Consider the following 18,432-nt stretch of genomic DNA (forward strand, 5'->3'; position numbering starts at 1 on the left):
CGGGTCAGACGTTGCGCCGGTACTGGCCGCCGACCTCGAAGAACGCCTCGGTGATCTGACCGAGCGAGCACACCCGCGCGGCATCCATCAGCACGTCGAACAGGTTGCCGCCGCGGGTGGCCGCGTCGCGCAGCGCCTTGAGCGCCTGCTGGGCCTCCTCGCGGTGCCCCTGCTGGAATTCGGCGAGCCTGCGCAGCTGGGACTGCTTCTCGTCCTCGGTCGCGCGGGCCAGCTCCACCTCGACGTCGTCCTCCCCCGCCTTCGGGTTGCGGAAGGTGTTGACGCCGATGATCGGCAGCGAGCCGTCGTGCTTCTTGCGTTCGTACAGCAGCGATTCGTCCTGGATCCGGCCGCGCTGGTAGCCGGTCTCCATCGCGCCGAGCACGCCGCCGCGTTCGGAGATCCGGTCGAACTCGGTGAGCACGGCCTCCTCGACCAGGTCGGTCAGCTCGTCGATGACGAACGAACCCTGCAGCGGGTTCTCGTTCTTCGACAGGCCCCACTCCTTGTTGATGATCATCTGGATGGCCATCGCCCGGCGCACCGAGGACTCCGACGGCGTGGTGATCGCCTCGTCGAACGCGTTGGTGTGCAAGGAGTTCGCGTTGTCGTACAGCGCGCACAGCGCCTGCAGCGTGGTGCGGATGTCGTTGAAGCTCATCTCCTGCGCGTGCAGCGACCGGCCCGAGGTCTGCACGTGGTACTTGAGCTTCTGCGACCGGTCGTTCGCGCCGTAGCGCTCGCGCATCGCCACGGCCCAGATCCGCCGCGCGACCCGGCCGAGCACCGAGTACTCCGCGTCCATCCCGTTGGAGAAGAAGAACGACAGGTTCGGCGCGAAATCGTCGATGTCCATGCCGCGCGCCAGGTACGACTCGACGTAGGTGAACCCGTTGGCGAGCGTGAAGGCCAGCTGCGAGATCGGGTTCGCCCCGGCCTCGGCGATGTGGTAGCCGGAGATCGACACCGAGTAGAAGTTGCGCACCCCGTGCTGGATGAACCACTCCTGGATGTCGGCCATCATCCGCAGGCTGAACTCGGTGGAGAAGATGCAGGTGTTCTGGCCCTGGTCTTCCTTGAGGATGTCCGCCTGCACCGTGCCGCGCACGTTCCGCAACGCCCATTCGCGCAGCTGCGCCGCCTCGTCCGCGGACGGCTCGCGCCCGTGCTCCTCGCGGAACGCGGCGAACTTCTGGTCGATCGCGGTGTTGAGGAAGAACGCGAGGATCGTCGGCGCGGGGCCGTTGATCGTCATCGACACCGAGGTGTTCGGCGCGGTCAGGTCGAACCCGTCGTAGAGCGCCTTCATGTCGTCCAGCGTCGCGATGGAGACGCCGGAGGTGCCGACCTTGCCGTAGATGTCCGGGCGGGTGTCCGGGTCGTGGCCGTAGAGGGTGACCGAGTCGAACGCCGTCGACAGCCGCTTGGCCTCGGAATCGGCCGACAGCAGCTTGAACCGGCGGTTGGTGCGGAACGCGTCGCCCTCGCCGGCGAACATCCGCGCCGGGTCCTCGCCCTCGCGCTTGAACGGGAACACGCCCGCGGTGTACGGGAAGTAGCCGGGCAGGTTTTCCCGGCGCAGGAAGGAAAGCAGCTCGCCGGACTCGGTGTAGCGCGGCAGCGCGACGCGCGGGATCCGGTTGCCGGACAGGGTTTCCCGCCACAGCTGGGTGTGCAGTTCCTTGTCGCGGATCTTCACGACCAGCTCGTCCTGGCGGTATTCCGCGGCGAGCGCCTGGAACCGCTCGAGCAGCTTGGTGGTCTCGCCGGCCACGTCGGACTCCGCGGCGGCGAGCAGGCCGTCCAGTGCGTCGGTGTTCGCGTCCACTTCGGACAGCGCGGCCTTGGCCGCGGCGAGGTGCTCGCGCTTGCGTACCGCGGCGACCTGCTTCTCGGTCTGCTCGTGGTACCCGCGCACCGTCTCGGAAATGTCGGCGAGGTAGCGCGCCCGGTTGCCCGGGATGATCGTGCTGGCGTCCGTCGAGACCTTGCCCGAAACCGCCGGCAGCGTACCGGCGGACACCGACAGCCCGCGATCGGCGAGCATGTCGCGCAGGTGCTGGTACAACGCGGTCACGCCGTCGTCGTTGAACTTCGCCGCGCTCGTGCCGTACACCGGCATCTCTTCGGGCGCGGAGCCGAACGCCTCGCGGTTGCGCACCAGCTGACGCGCGACGTCGCGACGCGCGTCCTCGGCGCCGCGGCGCTCGAACTTGTTGATCGCGACCACGTCGGCGAAGTCGAGCATGTCGATCTTCTCGAGCTGCGACGCGGCGCCGAACTCCGGCGTCATCACGTACAGCGACTCGTCCACGTAGTCGACGATGCCCGCGTCGCCCTGGCCGATGCCCGGCGTCTCCACGATCACCAGGTCGAATCCGGCCGCCTTGCAGGCGAGGATCGACTCGCTCAGCCCGGCCGGGATCTCGCCGCTGGTGGTGCGGGTGGCGAGCGAACGGAAGTACACCGGCGAACCGTCGAGGCAGTTCATCCGGATGCGGTCGCCGAGCAGCGCCCCGCCGCCCTTGCGCCGCGACGGGTCCACCGCGAGCACCGCGATGCGCAGCTTGTCTTCCTGGTCGAGGCGGAAACGGCGGATCAGCTCGTCGGTCAGCGAGGACTTGCCGGAACCGCCGGTGCCGGTGATGCCGAGCACCGGCACGTGCTTCTTCCCGGCGGCCTCGTTGATCGCCGACAGCCATTCGGCGGGCAGGTTTTCGCGCTGCAGCTGGGTGATCACCCGGGCAAGCGCCTGAACGTCGCCGGACAGCAGCTTGTCGACCGAGGCGGGCGGCTGCGCGGACAGGTCGCTGTCGCACTCCTTGATCATCATGTTGATCATGCCCGGCAGGCCCATCTCGTAGCCGTCTTCGGGCGAGAAGATCCGCGCCACGCCGCGCGAATGCAGCAGGTCGATCTCCTCGCGCACGATGACGCCACCGCCGCCGCCGAACACCTTGATGTGCCCCGCGCCGCGCTCGTTCAGCAGCTCCACGAGGTAGCTGAAGTACTCGACGTGCCCGCCCTGGTAGGCGGAGATGGCGACGCCCTGGACGTCCTCGGCGATCGCGGCCGTGGCCACCTCGTCGACGGACCGGTTGTGGCCGAGGTGCACCACCTCCGCGCCCTGGGACTGCAGGATCCGGCGCATGATGTTGATCGAGGCGTCGTGGCCGTCGAACAAGCTGGATGCCGTGACGAACCGGACCGGGTTCGCGGGACGGTACAGGTCGCTGCCGCTCATCCTCCCAATTTACTAGGACTTCCTACTATTGGAAACCCGAGCCCGAGGTGACCCGGCTCTCAAGGGTTGACATCGGAGCTATATTCAACTCATTAGTTAATTAACCAAGTGATTGAGCACCGATGCCGACAGATCAGCTGAGCACCACGTTCGCCGCGCTGGCGGACCCGACCCGACGCGCGATCCTCGCCCGGCTCACCCGCGGCGAGGCCACCGTCAACGAGCTGGCCGAGCCGTTCGAGGTGAGCCTGCAAGCGGTGTCGAAGCACCTGAAAGTGCTGGAGCAGGCCGGATTGATCAGCCGGGGCCGCACCAAGCAGTGGCGCCCGTGCCGTCTGGAAGCGGGCCCGCTGGCGGACGTCGCCGGCTGGGTCGCGGAGTACCGGCGGTTCTGGGAGTCCGGATTCGACCGCCTGGACGAGCACCTGCGGCAGTTGCAGGAGGGGACTGAATGAGCGAGCTGACCATCGTGCGGGTCTTCGACGCACCGAGGGACCTGGTGTTCCAGGCCTGGACCGACCCGGCGCACCTCGCGAGCTGGTTCGGCCCGCACGGCTTCGTCGCGTCCGAGACCAGCACGGACCCGCGCCCCGGCGGGACCTGGCACAGCCGGATCACCAGCACTGATGACGGCGTCGACCGCCGGGTGTCCGGCGTCTACCGCGAGGTTTCGGCGCCGTCCCGGCTCGTGTTCACGTTCCGCTGGCAACACCCGCAGGACGAAGTCGGCGAAACCCTCGTGACCATCGATTTCGCCGAGCTGGCAGGAAAAACCTCGATGACGTTCCACCAAGCCCCGTTCCCGGACATCGCCGAGCGCGACGGCCACATCGACGGCTGGCAATCCGGTTTCGAAGATCTCGACCGCATCCTGGAGGACCTGAAATGACCGCCGCACTCCCCCGCGTCGTCTCGCCCGAAGAATGGGCCAGCGCCCGCGAATCGTTGCTGCGCAAGGAAAAAGAACACACGCGAGCAGGCGACCGGCTGGCCGCCGAACGTCGCCGGATGCCCATGGTCCGCTTCGCGAAGCAGTACGAATTCACTGGTCCGGAAGGCACGCAAAGCCTGCTCGACCTGTTCGACGGCCGCCGCCAGCTGATCGTCTACCACTTCATGCTGTACCCCGGCGACGAAGTGGGCTGTCCCGGCTGTTCCCTGCTCGTGGACAACATGAGCAACCTCGCGCATCTGCACGCCCGGGACGTCACGCTCAAGGTCGCCGCGCCCGCGACGCCGCCGGAGATCGAGCGGTACTGGGCCAGGATGGGCTGGACGATCCCGTGGGTTTCCGCCGCGGGCACGGATTTCCCGGCGGACTGCGGCATCGACGGCGGCTTCGGCGTGAGCGTGTTCCTCCGCGACGGCGACGACGTCTACCGCACCTACTTCACCGACGGCCGCGGCGGCGACCAGTTCATCAGCACGCTGCGGTACCTCGACGTCACCCCGTTCGGACGGCAGGAGGCATGGGAAGAAGAGTCCCGCGGCACCGACGCACCCAGCAGCTGGTGGCGCCGTCACGACGAGTACTGAGAACTTTCCGCGCGACGGCCGCGCGGAACTGCAGGTGCTCGACGTCAAGCGCTCAAGGCAGAGAAAAACCGGGCCACCCAAGCGTGACCCGGTTTTCGCTTACTGGTGCGCTTTCGCCGCGCGCAACGCGATCCACTGCCGCATCGCGTACTCGACCAGCGTGATCAGCGTCTGCTTGGTCGATTCCCGCTCCCGGGCGTCGCACCGGACGATCGGGATGCTCGCATCGATCGACAGCGCCTCGCGCACATCATTGATGTCGTGTTCCAGCACGCCGTCGAACGTGTTCACGCCGACGATGTACGGCAGGCCGCGGTCCTCGAAGAAGTCGATCGGCGCGAACGAGTCCGCGAGCCGCCGGGTGTCGGCGAGCACGACCGCTCCGATCGCGCCGCGCACCAGGTCGTCCCACATGAACCAGAACCGCTGCTGGCCGGGCGTGCCGAACAGGTAGAGGATCAGGTCCGCGTCGAGCGAGACGCGGCCGAAGTCCATGGCGACCGTGGTGGTCGTCTTGTACGGCGTCTGGTCGAGGTTGTCGATGCCGCGGCTGGCGTCGGTCATCATCGCCTCGGTGGTGAGCGGGACGATTTCCGACACCGAGCCCACGAAGGTCGTCTTGCCCGCTCCGAAGCCGCCCGCCACCACGATCTTCGCCGATGTCATGGTCGGGGGCGCGGTTTCCCGCGGTGCCTTAAAGCCGACGGAGTCCACTCAAAACCCTTTCCATCAACATCAAGTGTGCTTCGGCGCCGTCCTGGCCCGAGATCGTCCGGTGCACGGTGACCAGACCGGCGTCGGCCGCGTCGCTGATCAGCACCCGCGCCACCCCCAGCGGCACCGACAGCACCGCGGCGATCTCCGCCACCGAACGCGGGGTCCGGCACGCTTCCATGATCGAGATGCTCTCGATCTGCTCCGCCGCCGCCTGGGGGAAGCCCCCCGCGGCGACATGGTCCTTGGTGGAGATCAACGTCTCCAGTTCGAGCGCGTAGTTCGCCCGGGTGCGCCCGCCGGTGAGAGCGTACGGGCGCACGATCGACGTCTCCTCGGCCGGGTCCACCCGATCGTGGCGCTCGGGCCGGACGATCGCCGACGGCATCGAGAACTCGCCGCTCGGCGGTCCCGGGTCGAAGAGCCCGCCTGGTCTGGGGCCGTCGGAGTCCGTACTGCCCGGTGGAGAGACGAGAGAGGTCACACCATCTCCTTGGTCGGCCTGCGGCACGGGTGCCGCAGGCGGGTCCGCTGCCGCGTGCGCTCCCGCGGCGGGCGGCACTGGGGACTGGGATTCCTTCTTTTCTTTGCCGCTCTTCTTCCGTTTTCTGCGCGAGCGGCCCGAATCAAGGCTGAACCCGTTGAGGACGTCGGCGAACGTGCCGTCGTCCCCGGCGGCGGGCTCGTCCCCGCGCGGGGGCTCGCCGCCGGTACCGGGCTCTTCGCCGAACAATCCGGACCCCTGGCTCATCGCGCCATCATCCCACCGGTTCGCCGATCAGCGAGCCCCCGGCGCCCTGCAGCTGCGCGCGCAGCTCCGGGGTCAGGATCTGGCCGACGCGGTCGACGAGCATCGTCATCTCGTAGGCGACCTGCCCGATGTCGCAGTTGGGCGCGGCGAGGATCGCCAGGCAGGAGCCGTCGCTGATGGACATCAGCACCATGATGCCGAGCTCCATCTCGACCACGGTCTCGCGCACCGAGCCCGCCTCGAAACAGCGGGCGGCCCCCTGGGTGAGGCTGACGAGCCCGGACGCCACGGCGGCGAGCTGGTCGGCGCGGTCGAGCGGCAGCCGGTTGGAGGCCGTCAGCAGGAGACCGTCGGCCGACACGACGACCGCGTGCGCGACGCCCGGGACGCGGTCGGCGAAGTCGTTCACCAGCCAGCCGAACTGGTTCTGCTGCGGCTGGGCCGCATTCGGCGAGGTCATTCACCCTCCAATGTTTCGTGGTTCTTCTCAGCGGCCTGCGCGGTGCGGTGCCTGCCGCGCTGGATCCCCTGCTGGAAACTGCTCAGGCGACCGCGCACGTCGTGCGCATCGCGGGACGGACGGGGGCTCGCCGACCCGGCGGGCGGCGGTGCGCTGCCGGGAAGAAGCTGTTCTCCTCGGCGGCGCCGAGGCAATCCTGCCGAAGTGAAGGAAGCGGGTGTCGACTGGGACACCGACTGGACCGTCCGCCACCCTTCGTCGGAACCGAAGTTCCACTCAGCGGCGCCTTCGGCAGGAGTCGTGGAGGGGCTGGCCGACCCGTCCGAACCGGCGGGCTCGGCGGGGGTCGGCGGGGCGTCCTGCCCGGCGGAGGACTGCCGCGACGGAGCCTGTCCCGGCACCAGCGGCTGACCCCACAACCCGGTCTGCTGCCCCGGCGTCGCGGACTCGCCCGGTGCCGCGGACTGGCCCGGCACGTTCTGCCCGGGAACCCGGGTCTGGCCCAATCCCCCGGCCAATCCCTGCGCCGAAGCCGAAGCCGCCGGAGCCGAAGCCGAATCCGCCGTCGTGCCGGACTGTTCCGCCTTCTCCGCCTGCTGCCCCGGCGCGGCGGCCGGAGGCTGCGCGGCGCGCCACGTCGTCAGCGGCGAAGCCTGGCCCGGGTTCTCGGCGGGCTTGCCCCACAAGGAGGTCTGCTCCGTGCTCGGGGACTCGGCAGGCGCGGAAGCCTGTCCGTTCGCCGAAGCCGGGCTGTCCGTCTTCTCCGGCGTCGCGGTCTGGCCGTTGGCCGAAGCCTGCGCCGCCTGCGACGCGGGCGTCTGCCCGGTGCCGGAGACCGCGGCCTCGAGCCCGGCCACGGCGGCCGGGACCTGGTTCGGGTCGGCGGTCGGCGGAGGCGGCGGGAGGCTGCTCGCGCCCTTGCGGCGGGTCGGCAGGCTGTCCGGCTTGTCCGGCCGGACGGTCCGATCCGGTTGCGGCGCGGGCAGTTCCGTGCGCGCGGCGGGCTCCTGGCGCGGCCAGCCGCCGTCCGGGTCGAACGCCGGGGGCACGGCCGGGACGGGAGCCGTCTCGTCCGGCGAGTCCGCGTCCGCGGGCCGGGTGCCGAACCCGGCGGGCGCGTCCGTCGCGCCGAACGGGGCGGTCGAACCCGGGGTGCGCTGCGGCATCCCGCCGGGCCGGTTCTGCTCGGCGGGAACGCCGAACGCACCCGCGACCGTCTGCCGCCGCCGGACCGCCGCGTCGTGGGCGCGGGCCCGCTCCGGCGAGGGCGCCGTCGTGGCGCTCGAAGCGTCCGCGGCCGGGGAATCCGCTGTGGCGCCAGTGGTTTCCGGCGCGGTCCCGCGGACTTCCTGACGTCCGCGCGTGACGCCGCGCTGGAAGCTGTTCAGCCGTCCCCGCACGTCCGCGGGGTCGCGGACCGGGAGGTCGCTGCCCTGCGTTTCGGCCGCGGGAGCCGCCGGTTCCGGCGTGGCGCTGCCCGGCATGAGCTGTTCGCCGCGACGGCGCCGGGGCAGGCCCGACTTGGTGAACGCGGTCGGCTCCACTTGGGACAGTGCCTGCACCGTCCGCCAGTTTTCGTCGCTCGCGAAATCCCAATTGCGCTGCTGCTGGTCGGAATCCGCCTCCGGCTCCTCGGCGGCTGTGCCGGACGCGGGCGAAGCCGCCGGGGAGGCGGCCGCGGGCGGCGGCTGCGCGGGCGAACGGAACCAGGCCGACAGCATCTCGTCGAAGATCGGCGTGTTCTCGATCGTCGTCTCCGCCGCGGACGGCGGCGGGACCTCCGGCACCTGCTGCGCGGCCTGATTCCACCAGTCGCTCAGCGTCGTCGCGTTGGCCGCGGAGAACAGGTCCTTGCCCGAGGGCAGTTCGCCGTCGCGCTCGTCGCGGGTTTCCGCGGCCGGTTCCGGTTCGGGCTCCGGACGCGGCGGCGGGACGTCCACGGTCTGCGGCAGCTTCGGCGCGGGCGGCGGCGGGGCGGGCGTGTCGTCGTCGCGCGGGATCGGGCTGAACAGCGCGGTCCCGGACACCTCGAGGTCGGACGGCGGACGCGCGACCTTGTCCCCGGAGAACCCGGCGAGGTCGCCCGCCGAGGGCCAGCGCTGCGTTTCCTCGGAGTTGCTGCCCTGCTGCGGAACGAGACCCGGCACGGCCGAACCGTTGGAAGCCGGACGCTGGCGCCGGGGCAGTCCGCCGGGAGCGGCGGGCGGGGCGGCGAGGCTCGCCTTGGGACCGGGCAGCTGGCCGGGTTCGCCCCGGTCGCCGGGCACCGTGGCCAGTCCGGTCATCACCAGCTCCGGCGGCACCACCACGGTGGCCCGCACGCCGACGATGTCCTTGCCGCCGTGCAGCGAAACGCCGATGCGGTGGCGGCCGGCGAGGCGGCCGACCACGAACAGGCCCATCCGGCGCGAGGTCGCGAGGTCGACCGAGCCCGAGTCGGTGAGCCGGCCGTTGGCCTCCACCACCTCGTACTCGTTCATGCCGATGCCCTTGTCGAGGATGTCGACGTTGAGCGAACCGTCCTCGGCGAGCCGCGTCGCGACCGTCACCTGCGTTTCCGGCGCGGAGAACGCGGTCGCGTTGTCCAGCAGCTCCGCGATGAGCCGCTGGACGTCGCTGGCGGCGAACCCGACGATCTTCACCGCGGGCGGGTGCTGCACCGAAACCCGTTGGTACTGCTCGATTTCCGACACCGCGGCGCGCAGCACGTCGTGCGTGGCGACCGGCTGGCCGGAACGGCGGCCCGGCTCGGCGCCGGAGAGGACCATCAGGTTCTCGTTGTTGCGCCGCATCCGGGTGGCGAGGTGGTCGAGCTGGAACAGCGTGGCGAGCTGGTCGGCGTCCTCCTCGTCGCGCTCCAGCCGCTCGATCAGCTGCAGCTGCCGCTGCACGAGGCTCTGGCTGCGCCGCGAGAGGTTGACGAACACGCTGGAGTAGCCGGCGCGCATGGCGGCCTGTTCGGTCGCCAGCTTCAGCGCCTGGCTGTGCACCTTCTCGAACGCCCGCGCGACCTCGCCGACCTCGTCCTGCACCTGGACCGGCACCGGTTCGACCTCGACGCTCTGCGCGCGGCCCTCCTGGATGTTGCGGACCGCCTCGGGCAGGTCCTTCTCCGCGACGTCCAATGCGGACCGTCGCAGGACCTTCAGCGAGCGCAGCAGCTGGCGGGCGATGACGAACACGACCGCGGCGGCCGCGGCGAGCGCCGCGAACAGCAGCACGGCGAGCAGACCGGCGCTGCTGCCCGCGTCCTCGACCAGCTCGGACGAGGCGGCGGTCAAGTCGGTGCTCATCCGGCCGGAGACCTCGGACAGCTGCGAGGTCACCGCGTTCGAGGCGGTGTTCCACTCCTGCGCCGAAATCCGCTTGAGCGCGTCGTCGGACGAGACGCCCTGCCCGCCGAGCACGGTGCCGAGCATCCGCTTGCGGTCGTAGGAGGTGTCCGGCTTGATCGTGCTCTCGAAGTCGAGCCGCTGCGGCGCGGTGGCGGCGGCGTTGAAGTCGGCGACGCGGTCGTCGAACCGCAGTTCCGCGTCGCGCACGTCGCTCAGCTGCTGCGGGGTCAGCGTGCCCGCGGAGATGCCGTAGCCCACCAGGGACTGGGTGACCGACACCTGTTCCTTGGCCGCTTCGAGGTCGTGCAGCGCGCTCGGGGTGCTGCCGAGCGCGTCGGCGCTCGCGCCCGCCGACACCGCGGTGTCGGCTCCGATCAGCGCGCTGGTGACGGCGTTGTAGTCGCCGACCGCCTCGGCCGCGTTCAGCAGGCCGGCCCCGACCTGCTGGCGGATCACCGCGATCTCGTTGACCTGCGCGTTCGCCGAGTTCACCGCGCCGGACACGCTCGAACCGTCGGCCCCGACCCGGGCGGCCGCCTCGGTGAACGGCGCGACCGCAGCGTCGGTGGCCGCGCGGGCCGCCTTCAGTTCCGGGGTGACGCCCGAGGTGCCCGCGATCAGCTGGGCGGCGGTCTGGGTGCGTTCGCGCTGCAGCCCGTCGGTGAGCGCGCGCAGCTGGGTGCTCAGCGCGACGAGCCGGTCGATCCGCTGGTAGTCGCTCGAGCGCGAGACCTGGCCCGCGATGGCGGTGATGCCGAGGACGAGCGCGAGCACGATGGGGACGATCGTGACCGCCGACAGCTTGACCGGCAGGCTCCAGTCCCGCCAGCGCAACGCCGCCCGCCAGCCCGACGACCAGCGCGGCCGCTTGGGCGGGCGGCCGAGCAGCTTTTCCACAGGCACTTGGCCTTCTCCTGCAACGGTCACGAAAGTGACTCCCTGTCCGGCGTCGTGGCGGCCCGTCGGCGGTCCCCTCGGTCCTCCGTGCTCCCGGTGCGCAGCGCGCTTCCGGCGCGGAGTCCCGCGGTCCGCCTGCCCGCGCGTCCGACCGGGGGCGGGCACGACCGGGTCGATCCTTCACCGGTCCGGGAGACGATCGGCTTCCCGGGACTATGCACGTGCACGACGCAACTTGCGGACTGCACGGCGGTGGTCGAGATCAACTTGTCTGCGCCTATCGATCGCTGCGGGCGGCTGGGGCCAAAGAATCGTACACCAATCGCCGCCTGCGTTATTGCGTTCCGCATCGGGGGGCTGACCTGGGAAAATAGTCAAAACTCGGAAACTCGGAGCCATGGATTCGCACCCGGCCGCCCGGCGCGGGAATTCCGGTTACCCGGCGCTCTCGGCCTCGGCGTCCGGCCGTCACCCGATTAGCCCACACAGGGTAAGCAACACCCTCGATGGGACTACGCTCCGTGCCCCCATCGGGTGGGTGCACCCGGAAGTTGAACCCGATGTTGTGGAGATGCAGCGACGCGCCGCCCGACCCGGTGATTTTTGCCAGCCTCCCTTCCCTGCCTGGGAATCCCCGCCCGGCCGGCCACCTGTCCGCCGAAACGGAGCGGCCGCCCCGCCCGGCGGCTACGACCGGTCACCGTAATGGATCTTGACCGGCCCGTCACTCCGCCGTCTGCCGCAACCCGGACCGACCGCGGCGACTCCCCGTGACATCGGTGCTCACTATTCCGAGTGATCAGCCTGTGATCTGCCCGGACGCGCCGTTCCGCGCTATTTCCCGGGCGAAAAGGAATTTCCGGTGCCCTCGCGAACCGGCTTTTTCCGCGTTCCGGCGCCGTCGTTACTATGGCCGCCTCCCAGTCCGCAAGGGCGATCCGGGCGCTTTCTCGAACGATGCCCGCCGCCTTCCACCGCGCAAGTTGCCGGAGGCAGCCATGCACAACGTCGCGCGCACCACCGGACCGGCCTCCGCAGCCGAGGACACCGGTCAGATGCCCGCGCTGTTCGACCGCGAAGGAGGCGACGCCGCACCGCGCGGCAGGCGCCGCAAGCGCGGCCCGGACTACGAGCAGATCCAGCGCAGCCCCCAGTTCCGCGCGCTGCGCAGCCGCTTCCGCCGGTTCGTGTTCCCGATGAGCATCGGGTTCTTCGTCTGGTACCTGGTCTACGTCGTGCTCGCCGCCTACGCGGGCGAGTTCATGAGCACGCCGGTCTTCGGCCTGGTCAACGTCGGCATGCTGCTCGGCCTCGGCCAGTTCCTCACCACCGCGGTCATCACCGCGCTGTACGTCCGCTTCGCCGACCGCGAGATGGACCCGCGCGCCGCCGAGATCCGAGCGCAGGCCGCCCCTGTCACGGAAGGAACGCCTCAGTGACCACCGTTTCGCTCGCCGAAGGAGCTTCGGAGAGCAACCCGCTGATCAACACCGGGGTGTTCGCGCTGTTCGTCGCGATCACCCTCTACGTGGTGTACCGCGCGGGGAACCGCCGCTCGTCGACGTCGGGCTACTACACCGCCGACAGCGCTTTCACCGGAAGGCAGAACGGCGTCGCGCTGTCCGGCGACTTCCTGTCCGCGGCGTCGTTCCTCGGCATCGCGGGCGCGATCGCGATGAACGGCTACGACGGCTTCCTCTACTCCATCGGCTTCCTCGTCGCGTGGCTCGTCGACCTGCTGCTGCTCGCGGAACTGCTGCGCAACACCGGCCGCTTCACCATGGGCGACGTGCTCAGCTTCCGGATGAAGCAGCGCCCGGTGCGCGCCGCGTCGGCCACGTCGACGCTGGTGATCTCCTTCTTCTACATGCTCGCGCAGATGGCGGGCGCGGGCGGCCTGGTCGCGCTGCTGCTGGACGTCCACTCCAAGTGGGGCCAGGCGGTGGTGATCACCGTGGTCGGGCTGGTGATGATCTCCTACGTGCTGCTCGGCGGCATGAAGGGCACCACCTGGGTGCAGATCATCAAGGCCACCATCCTGCTCACCGCGGCCTCGCTGATCACGGTGTTCCTGATGGGCAAGTACGGCTTCAACTTCTCGAGCCTGCTGCGCGCGGCCGCCGACCGCAGCCCGATGGGCAAGGACCTGCTCTCCCCCGGCGGCTCCTACGGCAAGGACGGCACCACGAAGCTCGACTTCGTGTCGCTGTCGCTGGCGCTGGTGCTCGGCGTCGCCTCGCTGCCGCACGTGCTGATGCGCTTCTACACCGTGCCGAACGCCCGCGAGGCGCGCCGCTCGGTGGTGTGGGCGACCGCGTGCATGTTCGTGTTCTACCTGTGCACGCTGGTGATCGGCTTCGGCGCGGCGGCGATCGTCGGCCCGGACGAGATCAAGGCCGCGCCCGGCGGCGAGAACTCGGCCGCGCCGCTGCTGGCCCTGCACGTGGGCGGGACGGTGCTGCTCGGCGTCATCTCGGCGGTCGCGTTCGCGACGATCCTCGCCGTGGTGGCCGGGCTGACGCTGACCGCGTCCGCCTCGTTCGCGCACGACGTCTACGCGAACGTCATGAAGCGCGGCAAGGCGGAGCCGGAGGACGAGGTCCGGGTCGCCCGGCTGACCGCGGTCGTGATCGGCGTGCTCGCCATCCTCGGCGGCATCCTCGCCAACGGCCAGAACATCGCGTTCCTCGTGGCGCTCGCGCTCGCGGTGGCGGCGTCGGCGAACCTGTCGACCCTGCTGTACTCGCTGTTCTGGAAACGGTTCAACACCACCGGGACGCTGTGGAGCATCTACGGCGGGCTCATCGCCTGCGTCGTGCTGGTGCTGTTCTCGCCGGTGGTGTCGGGAGCCTCGGACTCGATCTTCCCGAGCATCGACTTCCACTGGTTCCCGCTGAAGAACCCGGGCCTGGTGTCGATCCCGGTGTCGTTCCTGTGCGGCGCGATCGGCACGTTCGTCGGCCGCTCGAAGAGCGATCCGGCCAAGCACGCGGAGATGGAGGTCCGGTCCCTGACCGGCGTCGGCTTCGGCTCCTGATCCCCTGGCACAAGAAAACCGCGGCGTCCGGATTTCCGGGCGCCGCGGTTTTTTCGGTGCTCAGAAGACGTCGCGCCCGGCCTGCACCCGGTGGGTCACCCGGCGCTCGACGACGAACGACACGAACGGGACGCACCCGGCCAGCAGCACCAGGACGGTGCTCTTGATCGACCAGCGGGCCTTGATCGCGAGGTCGATGGTGAGCACCAGGTAGATCATGTAGAGCACGCCGTGGATCGGCGAGTACACCTGCGCGGGCGTGGCGTTGCCGAAGCCGTACTCGATGATCATGGTGGCGCAGAGCGCGAGCAGGCCGACACCGGTCACGTACGCGCTGGCCCGGAACCGGGTCAGCGAGCCGGACACCTTCGACTGGCGAGCGGGGGCGGCACCGTCGGTGCTGGTCGTCATGGGAGCGTCCTCATTTCCGCGGGCGTTCAGGACTGCTGGTCGCGGGCGTTGAGCTCGCGCAGGTAGCGGTTGTAGGCGGCGAGTTCGTCGTCTTCTTCGACGGGAGCCGCGGCCGGTCGCGGCGCGGGCACGCGGACCGGGGCCGGAGCAGGCGGTTCGGGCTGCCCGGCGGCTTGCTCTTCGCGTTCGCGCAGCTTCTTGATGCGCCAGAACATGAACGCGGGGAAGAGCCCGAAAAGCGGCCATTGCAGCACGTAGCCGAGGTTCTGGAAGGTGCCGGTGGCGGACGTGAACCGGTCCCACTGCCACCAGGCCAGCCCGCAGCACAACGCCAGGCTCACGAGGCTCGTGGCGACGATCATGAGCCGGCGCCCGAGCGGGGACGCGGCCGGGCCGGGATCTGCGGGCACGGTATCGACGCTAGCACTGGCCGGGGACGACGTTGCTGAGAGGCGGCGAGGTCGTGACCGGGCCCCATCCGGCGTTCGCGGCCGGATTCGCCGGGTGGCCGGCACCGGCACCGGCGTCGAGCGGCCCGCCGACCCTGGTCGCGCGCCGGAACGCCTCCGCACCGCGACCCGGCTCGGCCAAACGCCCCAATGCCACATTGGGTGCATGTCACGCACCCAATGTGGCATTCGGTGCGTCGGACGCACCCAACGCCACATTGGGGCGCATGCCGGGCGGCGGCGGGATCGGTGGCCGGGAAGCAGCGGGCGGTCCGGAGCGTCAGCCCGCTTGCACCTTCTGCGCCGCCTTCGCGTAGCCGTCGGCGAGGCCGAAGACCTTCTGCGCGTACTCCGTCGAGTTGTTGTACGACAGGATCCCCGACCACCAGCCCGCCGGGCTGGCCATGTCGCGGCCGCCCGCGCACAGGTAGCGGGCGGCGGTGAGGGCGGCGTCGTCGATCTGCTGCGGGTCGGCGCGGCCGTCGCCGGTGGCGTCCGACGCCCACTTGCGCCAGGTGCCCGGGATGAACTGCATCGGGCCGACCGCGCGGTCCGCGACCGGGTCGCCGTCGAGCTGGCCGCCGTCGGTGTCGCCGATCGCGCGGACCCCGGAGGAACCGTCGAGCGGGACGCCGATGATCGGCTTCGACGGGCGGCCGTCCGCGCCGAGGACCGCTCCGCCGTACTGGCCGTGGTTGGACTCGATGCGGCCGATGCCGGCGAGCGTCGCCCAGGAGATGTGGCAGCCGCGGTCGACCTCGCGCATCGCGAGCTCCGCGTTGCCGTACGCGCGCACTGCCCGCGCCGGGATGCCGGTGGCGGGCGCGACCTTGTCCGCCCAGGCCTGCAGCGGGTCGCCGCCGGTCGGGCGGGCCGACTGCGGCGCGGTGCCCTGGTCCGCCGCCCCGCCCGCGACGACGGCGTTGACCGGCGCGATCGAACCGGGTTTGACGTCGACCGCCTTGACGCTCAGCGCCGGGATGTCCGTCGTGGTCGGGCTGGCTTCCGGGGCGGCCGCCCTGGTGACGATCCAGACCCCGCCGCCCGCGACGGCGAGCACCGCGACGACGACGGCGAGCCGCACCGCGAGCGCGGCGCCATGACCGCGACGGGCGGGCGACGGGGCGGCAGCGGGAGCCGCGGTCTCGTCCCCGGTCCGCTCGGTGTCGGGGGTCTGTCCGGTGGCGGGCACGAAACTCCGGTCCTCCAGCATGGCTTGGGGTTCGCAACACACAACGAGCCCGCGCAGGTTAGCGTTACGCACGCATCGCCATGGCCCCCGCCACGCCGGTTCACCCGGCCGGGTAACCCGGTTCCGTCAGGTGGACGGTTCACGCCGCACAAACACTCACCAGCCCGCTGTCGAGGCGGGGTTGGCCGAAGCGAAGCCCCACGTCGAGGCGGGGTTCGGCCGGAGCGGCTGCCTTCGCGGTTCGCCGACCGGACGCGCCAGGCGGGCTTCCCCTGCCCTTCGCCGCGGTGCGGCACCGCCAAACAAAAACGTCCGCCGCATGCGGCTTCCGGCGCTCCCGGCAAGGAGTGCTTTCCACCGCACCGCGACGGGCGCTTCGCCGTGTTGCCTGGCCGATTCGCCGACCAGGCAACACAGCTGTCAAACAGGCTTCTTCCCGCGCGAACCGCGGGACGAACAGTTAGGCACTTCTTCCGGCGCGAGCCGGATGGAACGAACTATGAGGCGCTTGCTCCCGCGCAAGCCGCACGGACGAACCGTCAGCCACATCCACCCGCACGAACCACACGGAACGAACGACCGCCCGCTTCCTCCCGCACGAACCGCGGAACGAACGATCAGCCACATCCGCCCGCGCCAGCCGCACGGAACGGACGTTCAGGCACTTCGCCCCGCGAGAACCGCGCGAACCGAACGGTCAGGCAGGCTTCTGCTGCCGCGCCAGCCGCGCGACGCACCAGGCGGGCGCGCTGCCCCGGCGGAGGTGCTGCAGCACCGTCATCGGGCCGAGCCGCCGCGCGAGGTCGGACGGTGCGAGACCGGCCGCCCGGTAGTCGAGGGCTCGCTGGTCCAGCGGGCTGATCCCGGCGTCCCACCACTGCTGCGCTTCGGCGACGTCGCCGACCATCTGCCACCAGCCCGCGGCGGCGACGAGCAGTTCTTCCGGGACCTCCGGCAGCCGGGCGCGCATCGCGTCGAGGTAGCCGGGGTCGGCGGCCTCGACCGGGGCCCAGCGGGCGGGTCCGGACCGGGCGCGCTGGCCGGGGATGCCGGGCGGAGCGGCCGGCGCGTCGGCCAGCCAGGCCGAGGCGATGCGGTCGACCTCCTGCTCCTCGGGGGTCTTCTCGCGCTCGGCCGACCACTGCCGGATCAACGCGTCCACTCCGGGATCTCCGGTCATCCCTGCCTCCTCATCGGTCCCCGACGGGCAGGCATTTCGACCGCCTGCCCCGTTGCGCGTCCACGATTGGCTCCCCACGCGTGACCGGGCCGAAAACCCGCCGTGACCCGGCTCCCGGGGGACCGGAGAACCGGCTGATCACGCAATGTGAGCACCGTAGGGCGGCACCCGCTTTCTCCGCCATACCCCGGACCCCGGAAATTCGGTGACCAGGCGGTTTTACGGGCCAATCCACCCGGATGGTCGAGCGAAGTGCCCGAATCCCGGGATCCGGTGACAAAGCGTGACTAAGTGGCCGGACGGGCGCGCGAGGGCGGTCCGGCGAGCGGAAAACCGGGGTCAGGCGAAGAGGCTCTTGAAGAACGTGACGATCGCTTCAGCGCCGTCCTTGAGCCAGCCGAGCACGCGGTGCACGAAGGCCGCGGAGTTGGTGGGCTGCGTGATCAGGAAGAACAGCACGAGCGCGACCACTCCGACGACGACGATCTTCTTCAGGCCGCTCGACATGGCTTCGTTCCCCTCCGCTCCCCCGGCGCCCGGTCGGACGCCGGCCCCGCCTCGGCAGAGTCGGCTCCCACTGTAGTGACGGCACGCCGGAATGGCCCGTCGCAGGCCCCGATCCAGCCAGAAAGCTCACGGCCGGGTGACCCTGGTCACCATCGGGTGACCCGGGCCCGGAGAGCGCCCCCGGTACGCTCCGGCGATGGACGACGGCCCAGTGACTCTCCGCCCGGTGCGCGAGTCCGACCTCGGTCTGCTGGAGGCCCTGACCAACGACCCGGAGACGGTCGGCGAGCACCAGTGGTTCGGCTGGCACGACCCCGGCTACGTCCGGCGGCTCTGGCGCGAAAACGGCATGCTGACCACCGACAACGGTATGCTCGTCCCCACGCTCGACGAACGTCCGCTCGGGCTCGTTTCGTGGCATCGCACGCGGACCGGCCCGCACACCTACTGCTGGAACATCGGCATGGTCCTGCTTCCGGAGGCGCGCGGGCACGGCCTCGGCGCGCAGGCGCAGCGGCAGCTCGTGCGCTACCTGTTCGCGCACACGCAGTTCAACCGCGTCGAGGCCAGCACCGAGGTCGGCAACCGGGCCGGCCAGCGTTCGCTGGAGAAGGCCGGGTTCACCCGCGAGGGGATCCTGCGCGGGTTCGATTTCCGCGACGGGCAGTGGCGCGATCACATCCTCTACTCGGTGATCCGGTCCGATCTGCCGTCGTGAG

Annotated in this window: 16 protein-coding genes; 6 read left to right on the top strand and 10 right to left on the bottom strand. The window is 70.6% G+C overall.

From position 1 onward, the window contains the following. Nucleotides 1–4: 4 nt before the first annotated feature. Nucleotides 5–3,244 (bottom strand): fused isobutyryl-CoA mutase/GTPase IcmF, encoded by a 3,240-nt coding sequence (gene icmF / locus EIZ44_RS23505; protein ID WP_134731226.1) that lies wholly within the window; start codon nucleotides 3,242–3,244, stop codon nucleotides 5–7. 122 nt (nucleotides 3,245–3,366) lie between these two features. Here icmF and EIZ44_RS23510 point away from each other — a divergent pair, with 122 nt between their 5' ends. The 3 genes from EIZ44_RS23510 to EIZ44_RS23520 are packed head-to-tail and all read left to right on the top strand — an operon-like array spanning nucleotide 3,367 to nucleotide 4,780. Then, nucleotides 3,367–3,699, top strand: a complete 333-nt coding sequence (locus EIZ44_RS23510) for an ArsR/SmtB family transcription factor (RefSeq protein ID WP_037809913.1) — start codon at nucleotides 3,367–3,369, stop codon at nucleotides 3,697–3,699. Next, nucleotides 3,696–4,133 carry an SRPBCC family protein gene (locus EIZ44_RS23515; protein WP_134731227.1) on the top strand — a complete coding sequence of 146 codons (438 nt, stop codon included), beginning with the start codon at nucleotides 3,696–3,698 and terminating at the stop codon, nucleotides 4,131–4,133. The genes EIZ44_RS23510 and EIZ44_RS23515 overlap by 4 nt, the downstream gene beginning before the upstream one ends. Continuing rightward, nucleotides 4,130–4,780, top strand: coding sequence for a DUF899 domain-containing protein (locus EIZ44_RS23520; protein WP_134731229.1), 651 nt, complete (start codon nucleotides 4,130–4,132; stop codon nucleotides 4,778–4,780). Before EIZ44_RS23515 ends, EIZ44_RS23520 begins: the two co-directional genes overlap by 4 nt. Before the next feature lie 99 nt (nucleotides 4,781–4,879). Here EIZ44_RS23520 and EIZ44_RS23525 read toward each other — a convergent pair whose 3' ends face one another. Genes EIZ44_RS23525 through EIZ44_RS23540 form a run of 4 tightly spaced genes read right to left on the bottom strand, consistent with a single transcriptional unit; the run spans nucleotide 4,880 to nucleotide 10,943 of the window. After that, the gene (locus tag EIZ44_RS23525) at nucleotides 4,880–5,494 is read right to left on the bottom strand and encodes a GTP-binding protein (protein WP_081654960.1); all 615 of its coding nucleotides are present in this window, start codon (nucleotides 5,492–5,494) and stop codon (nucleotides 4,880–4,882) included. Then, nucleotides 5,475–6,245, bottom strand: coding sequence for a DUF742 domain-containing protein (locus EIZ44_RS45175; protein WP_205673277.1), 771 nt, complete (start codon nucleotides 6,243–6,245; stop codon nucleotides 5,475–5,477). The genes EIZ44_RS23525 and EIZ44_RS45175 overlap by 20 nt, the downstream gene beginning before the upstream one ends. A 7-nt stretch (nucleotides 6,246–6,252) precedes the next feature. Next, a complete protein-coding gene (locus EIZ44_RS23535; RefSeq protein WP_037809909.1) occupies nucleotides 6,253–6,705 on the bottom strand; it encodes a roadblock/LC7 domain-containing protein in 453 nt (150 codons plus the stop codon). Beyond that, nucleotides 6,702–10,943, bottom strand: coding sequence for a sensor histidine kinase (locus tag EIZ44_RS23540; RefSeq protein WP_167754251.1), 4,242 nt, complete (start codon nucleotides 10,941–10,943; stop codon nucleotides 6,702–6,704). Before EIZ44_RS23540 ends, EIZ44_RS23535 begins: the two co-directional genes overlap by 4 nt. Before the next feature lie 992 nt (nucleotides 10,944–11,935). On the opposite strand from EIZ44_RS23540, the gene EIZ44_RS23550 reads away from it, so the two are divergent. Further along, complete coding sequence (locus EIZ44_RS23550) at nucleotides 11,936–12,376, top strand: DUF485 domain-containing protein (protein WP_037809904.1); 441 nt, start codon at nucleotides 11,936–11,938, stop codon at nucleotides 12,374–12,376. Beyond that, nucleotides 12,373–13,974 carry a monocarboxylic acid transporter gene (locus tag EIZ44_RS23555; RefSeq protein ID WP_037809902.1) on the top strand — a complete coding sequence of 534 codons (1,602 nt, stop codon included), beginning with the start codon at nucleotides 12,373–12,375 and terminating at the stop codon, nucleotides 13,972–13,974. Before EIZ44_RS23550 ends, EIZ44_RS23555 begins: the two co-directional genes overlap by 4 nt. Before the next feature lie 60 nt (nucleotides 13,975–14,034). Here the strand turns inward: EIZ44_RS23555 and EIZ44_RS23560 are convergent, their stop codons facing one another. The 5 genes from EIZ44_RS23560 to EIZ44_RS44830 form a co-directional block, all read right to left on the bottom strand. After that, nucleotides 14,035–14,385: a DUF3817 domain-containing protein gene (locus tag EIZ44_RS23560; protein ID WP_037809898.1), complete on the bottom strand. Its 351-nt coding sequence runs from the start codon at nucleotides 14,383–14,385 to the stop codon at nucleotides 14,035–14,037. Between the two features lie 26 nt (nucleotides 14,386–14,411). Next, complete coding sequence (locus EIZ44_RS23565; protein WP_205673280.1) at nucleotides 14,412–14,747, bottom strand: hypothetical protein; 336 nt, start codon at nucleotides 14,745–14,747, stop codon at nucleotides 14,412–14,414. 367 nt (nucleotides 14,748–15,114) lie between these two features. After that, nucleotides 15,115–16,047, bottom strand: coding sequence for a lytic transglycosylase domain-containing protein (locus EIZ44_RS23570; RefSeq protein WP_051171803.1), 933 nt, complete (start codon nucleotides 16,045–16,047; stop codon nucleotides 15,115–15,117). 676 nt (nucleotides 16,048–16,723) lie between these two features. Next, nucleotides 16,724–17,206: a hypothetical protein gene (locus EIZ44_RS23575; protein ID WP_037713183.1), complete on the bottom strand. Its 483-nt coding sequence runs from the start codon at nucleotides 17,204–17,206 to the stop codon at nucleotides 16,724–16,726. Nucleotides 17,207–17,545: 339 nt separating this feature from the next. Further along, the gene (locus EIZ44_RS44830) at nucleotides 17,546–17,713 is read right to left on the bottom strand and encodes a hypothetical protein (RefSeq protein ID WP_162836029.1); all 168 of its coding nucleotides are present in this window, start codon (nucleotides 17,711–17,713) and stop codon (nucleotides 17,546–17,548) included. Between the two features lie 196 nt (nucleotides 17,714–17,909). On the opposite strand from EIZ44_RS44830, the gene EIZ44_RS23580 reads away from it, so the two are divergent. Continuing rightward, entirely contained in the window at nucleotides 17,910–18,431 is a 522-nt protein-coding gene (locus EIZ44_RS23580; RefSeq protein ID WP_009075302.1) for a GNAT family N-acetyltransferase, read from the top strand. Nucleotide 18,432: the final 1 nt, after the last annotated feature.

This window comes from Amycolatopsis nivea (assembly GCF_004522235.1).
GTDB classification, from domain to species: Bacteria; Actinomycetota; Actinomycetes; order Mycobacteriales; family Pseudonocardiaceae; genus Amycolatopsis; species Amycolatopsis nivea.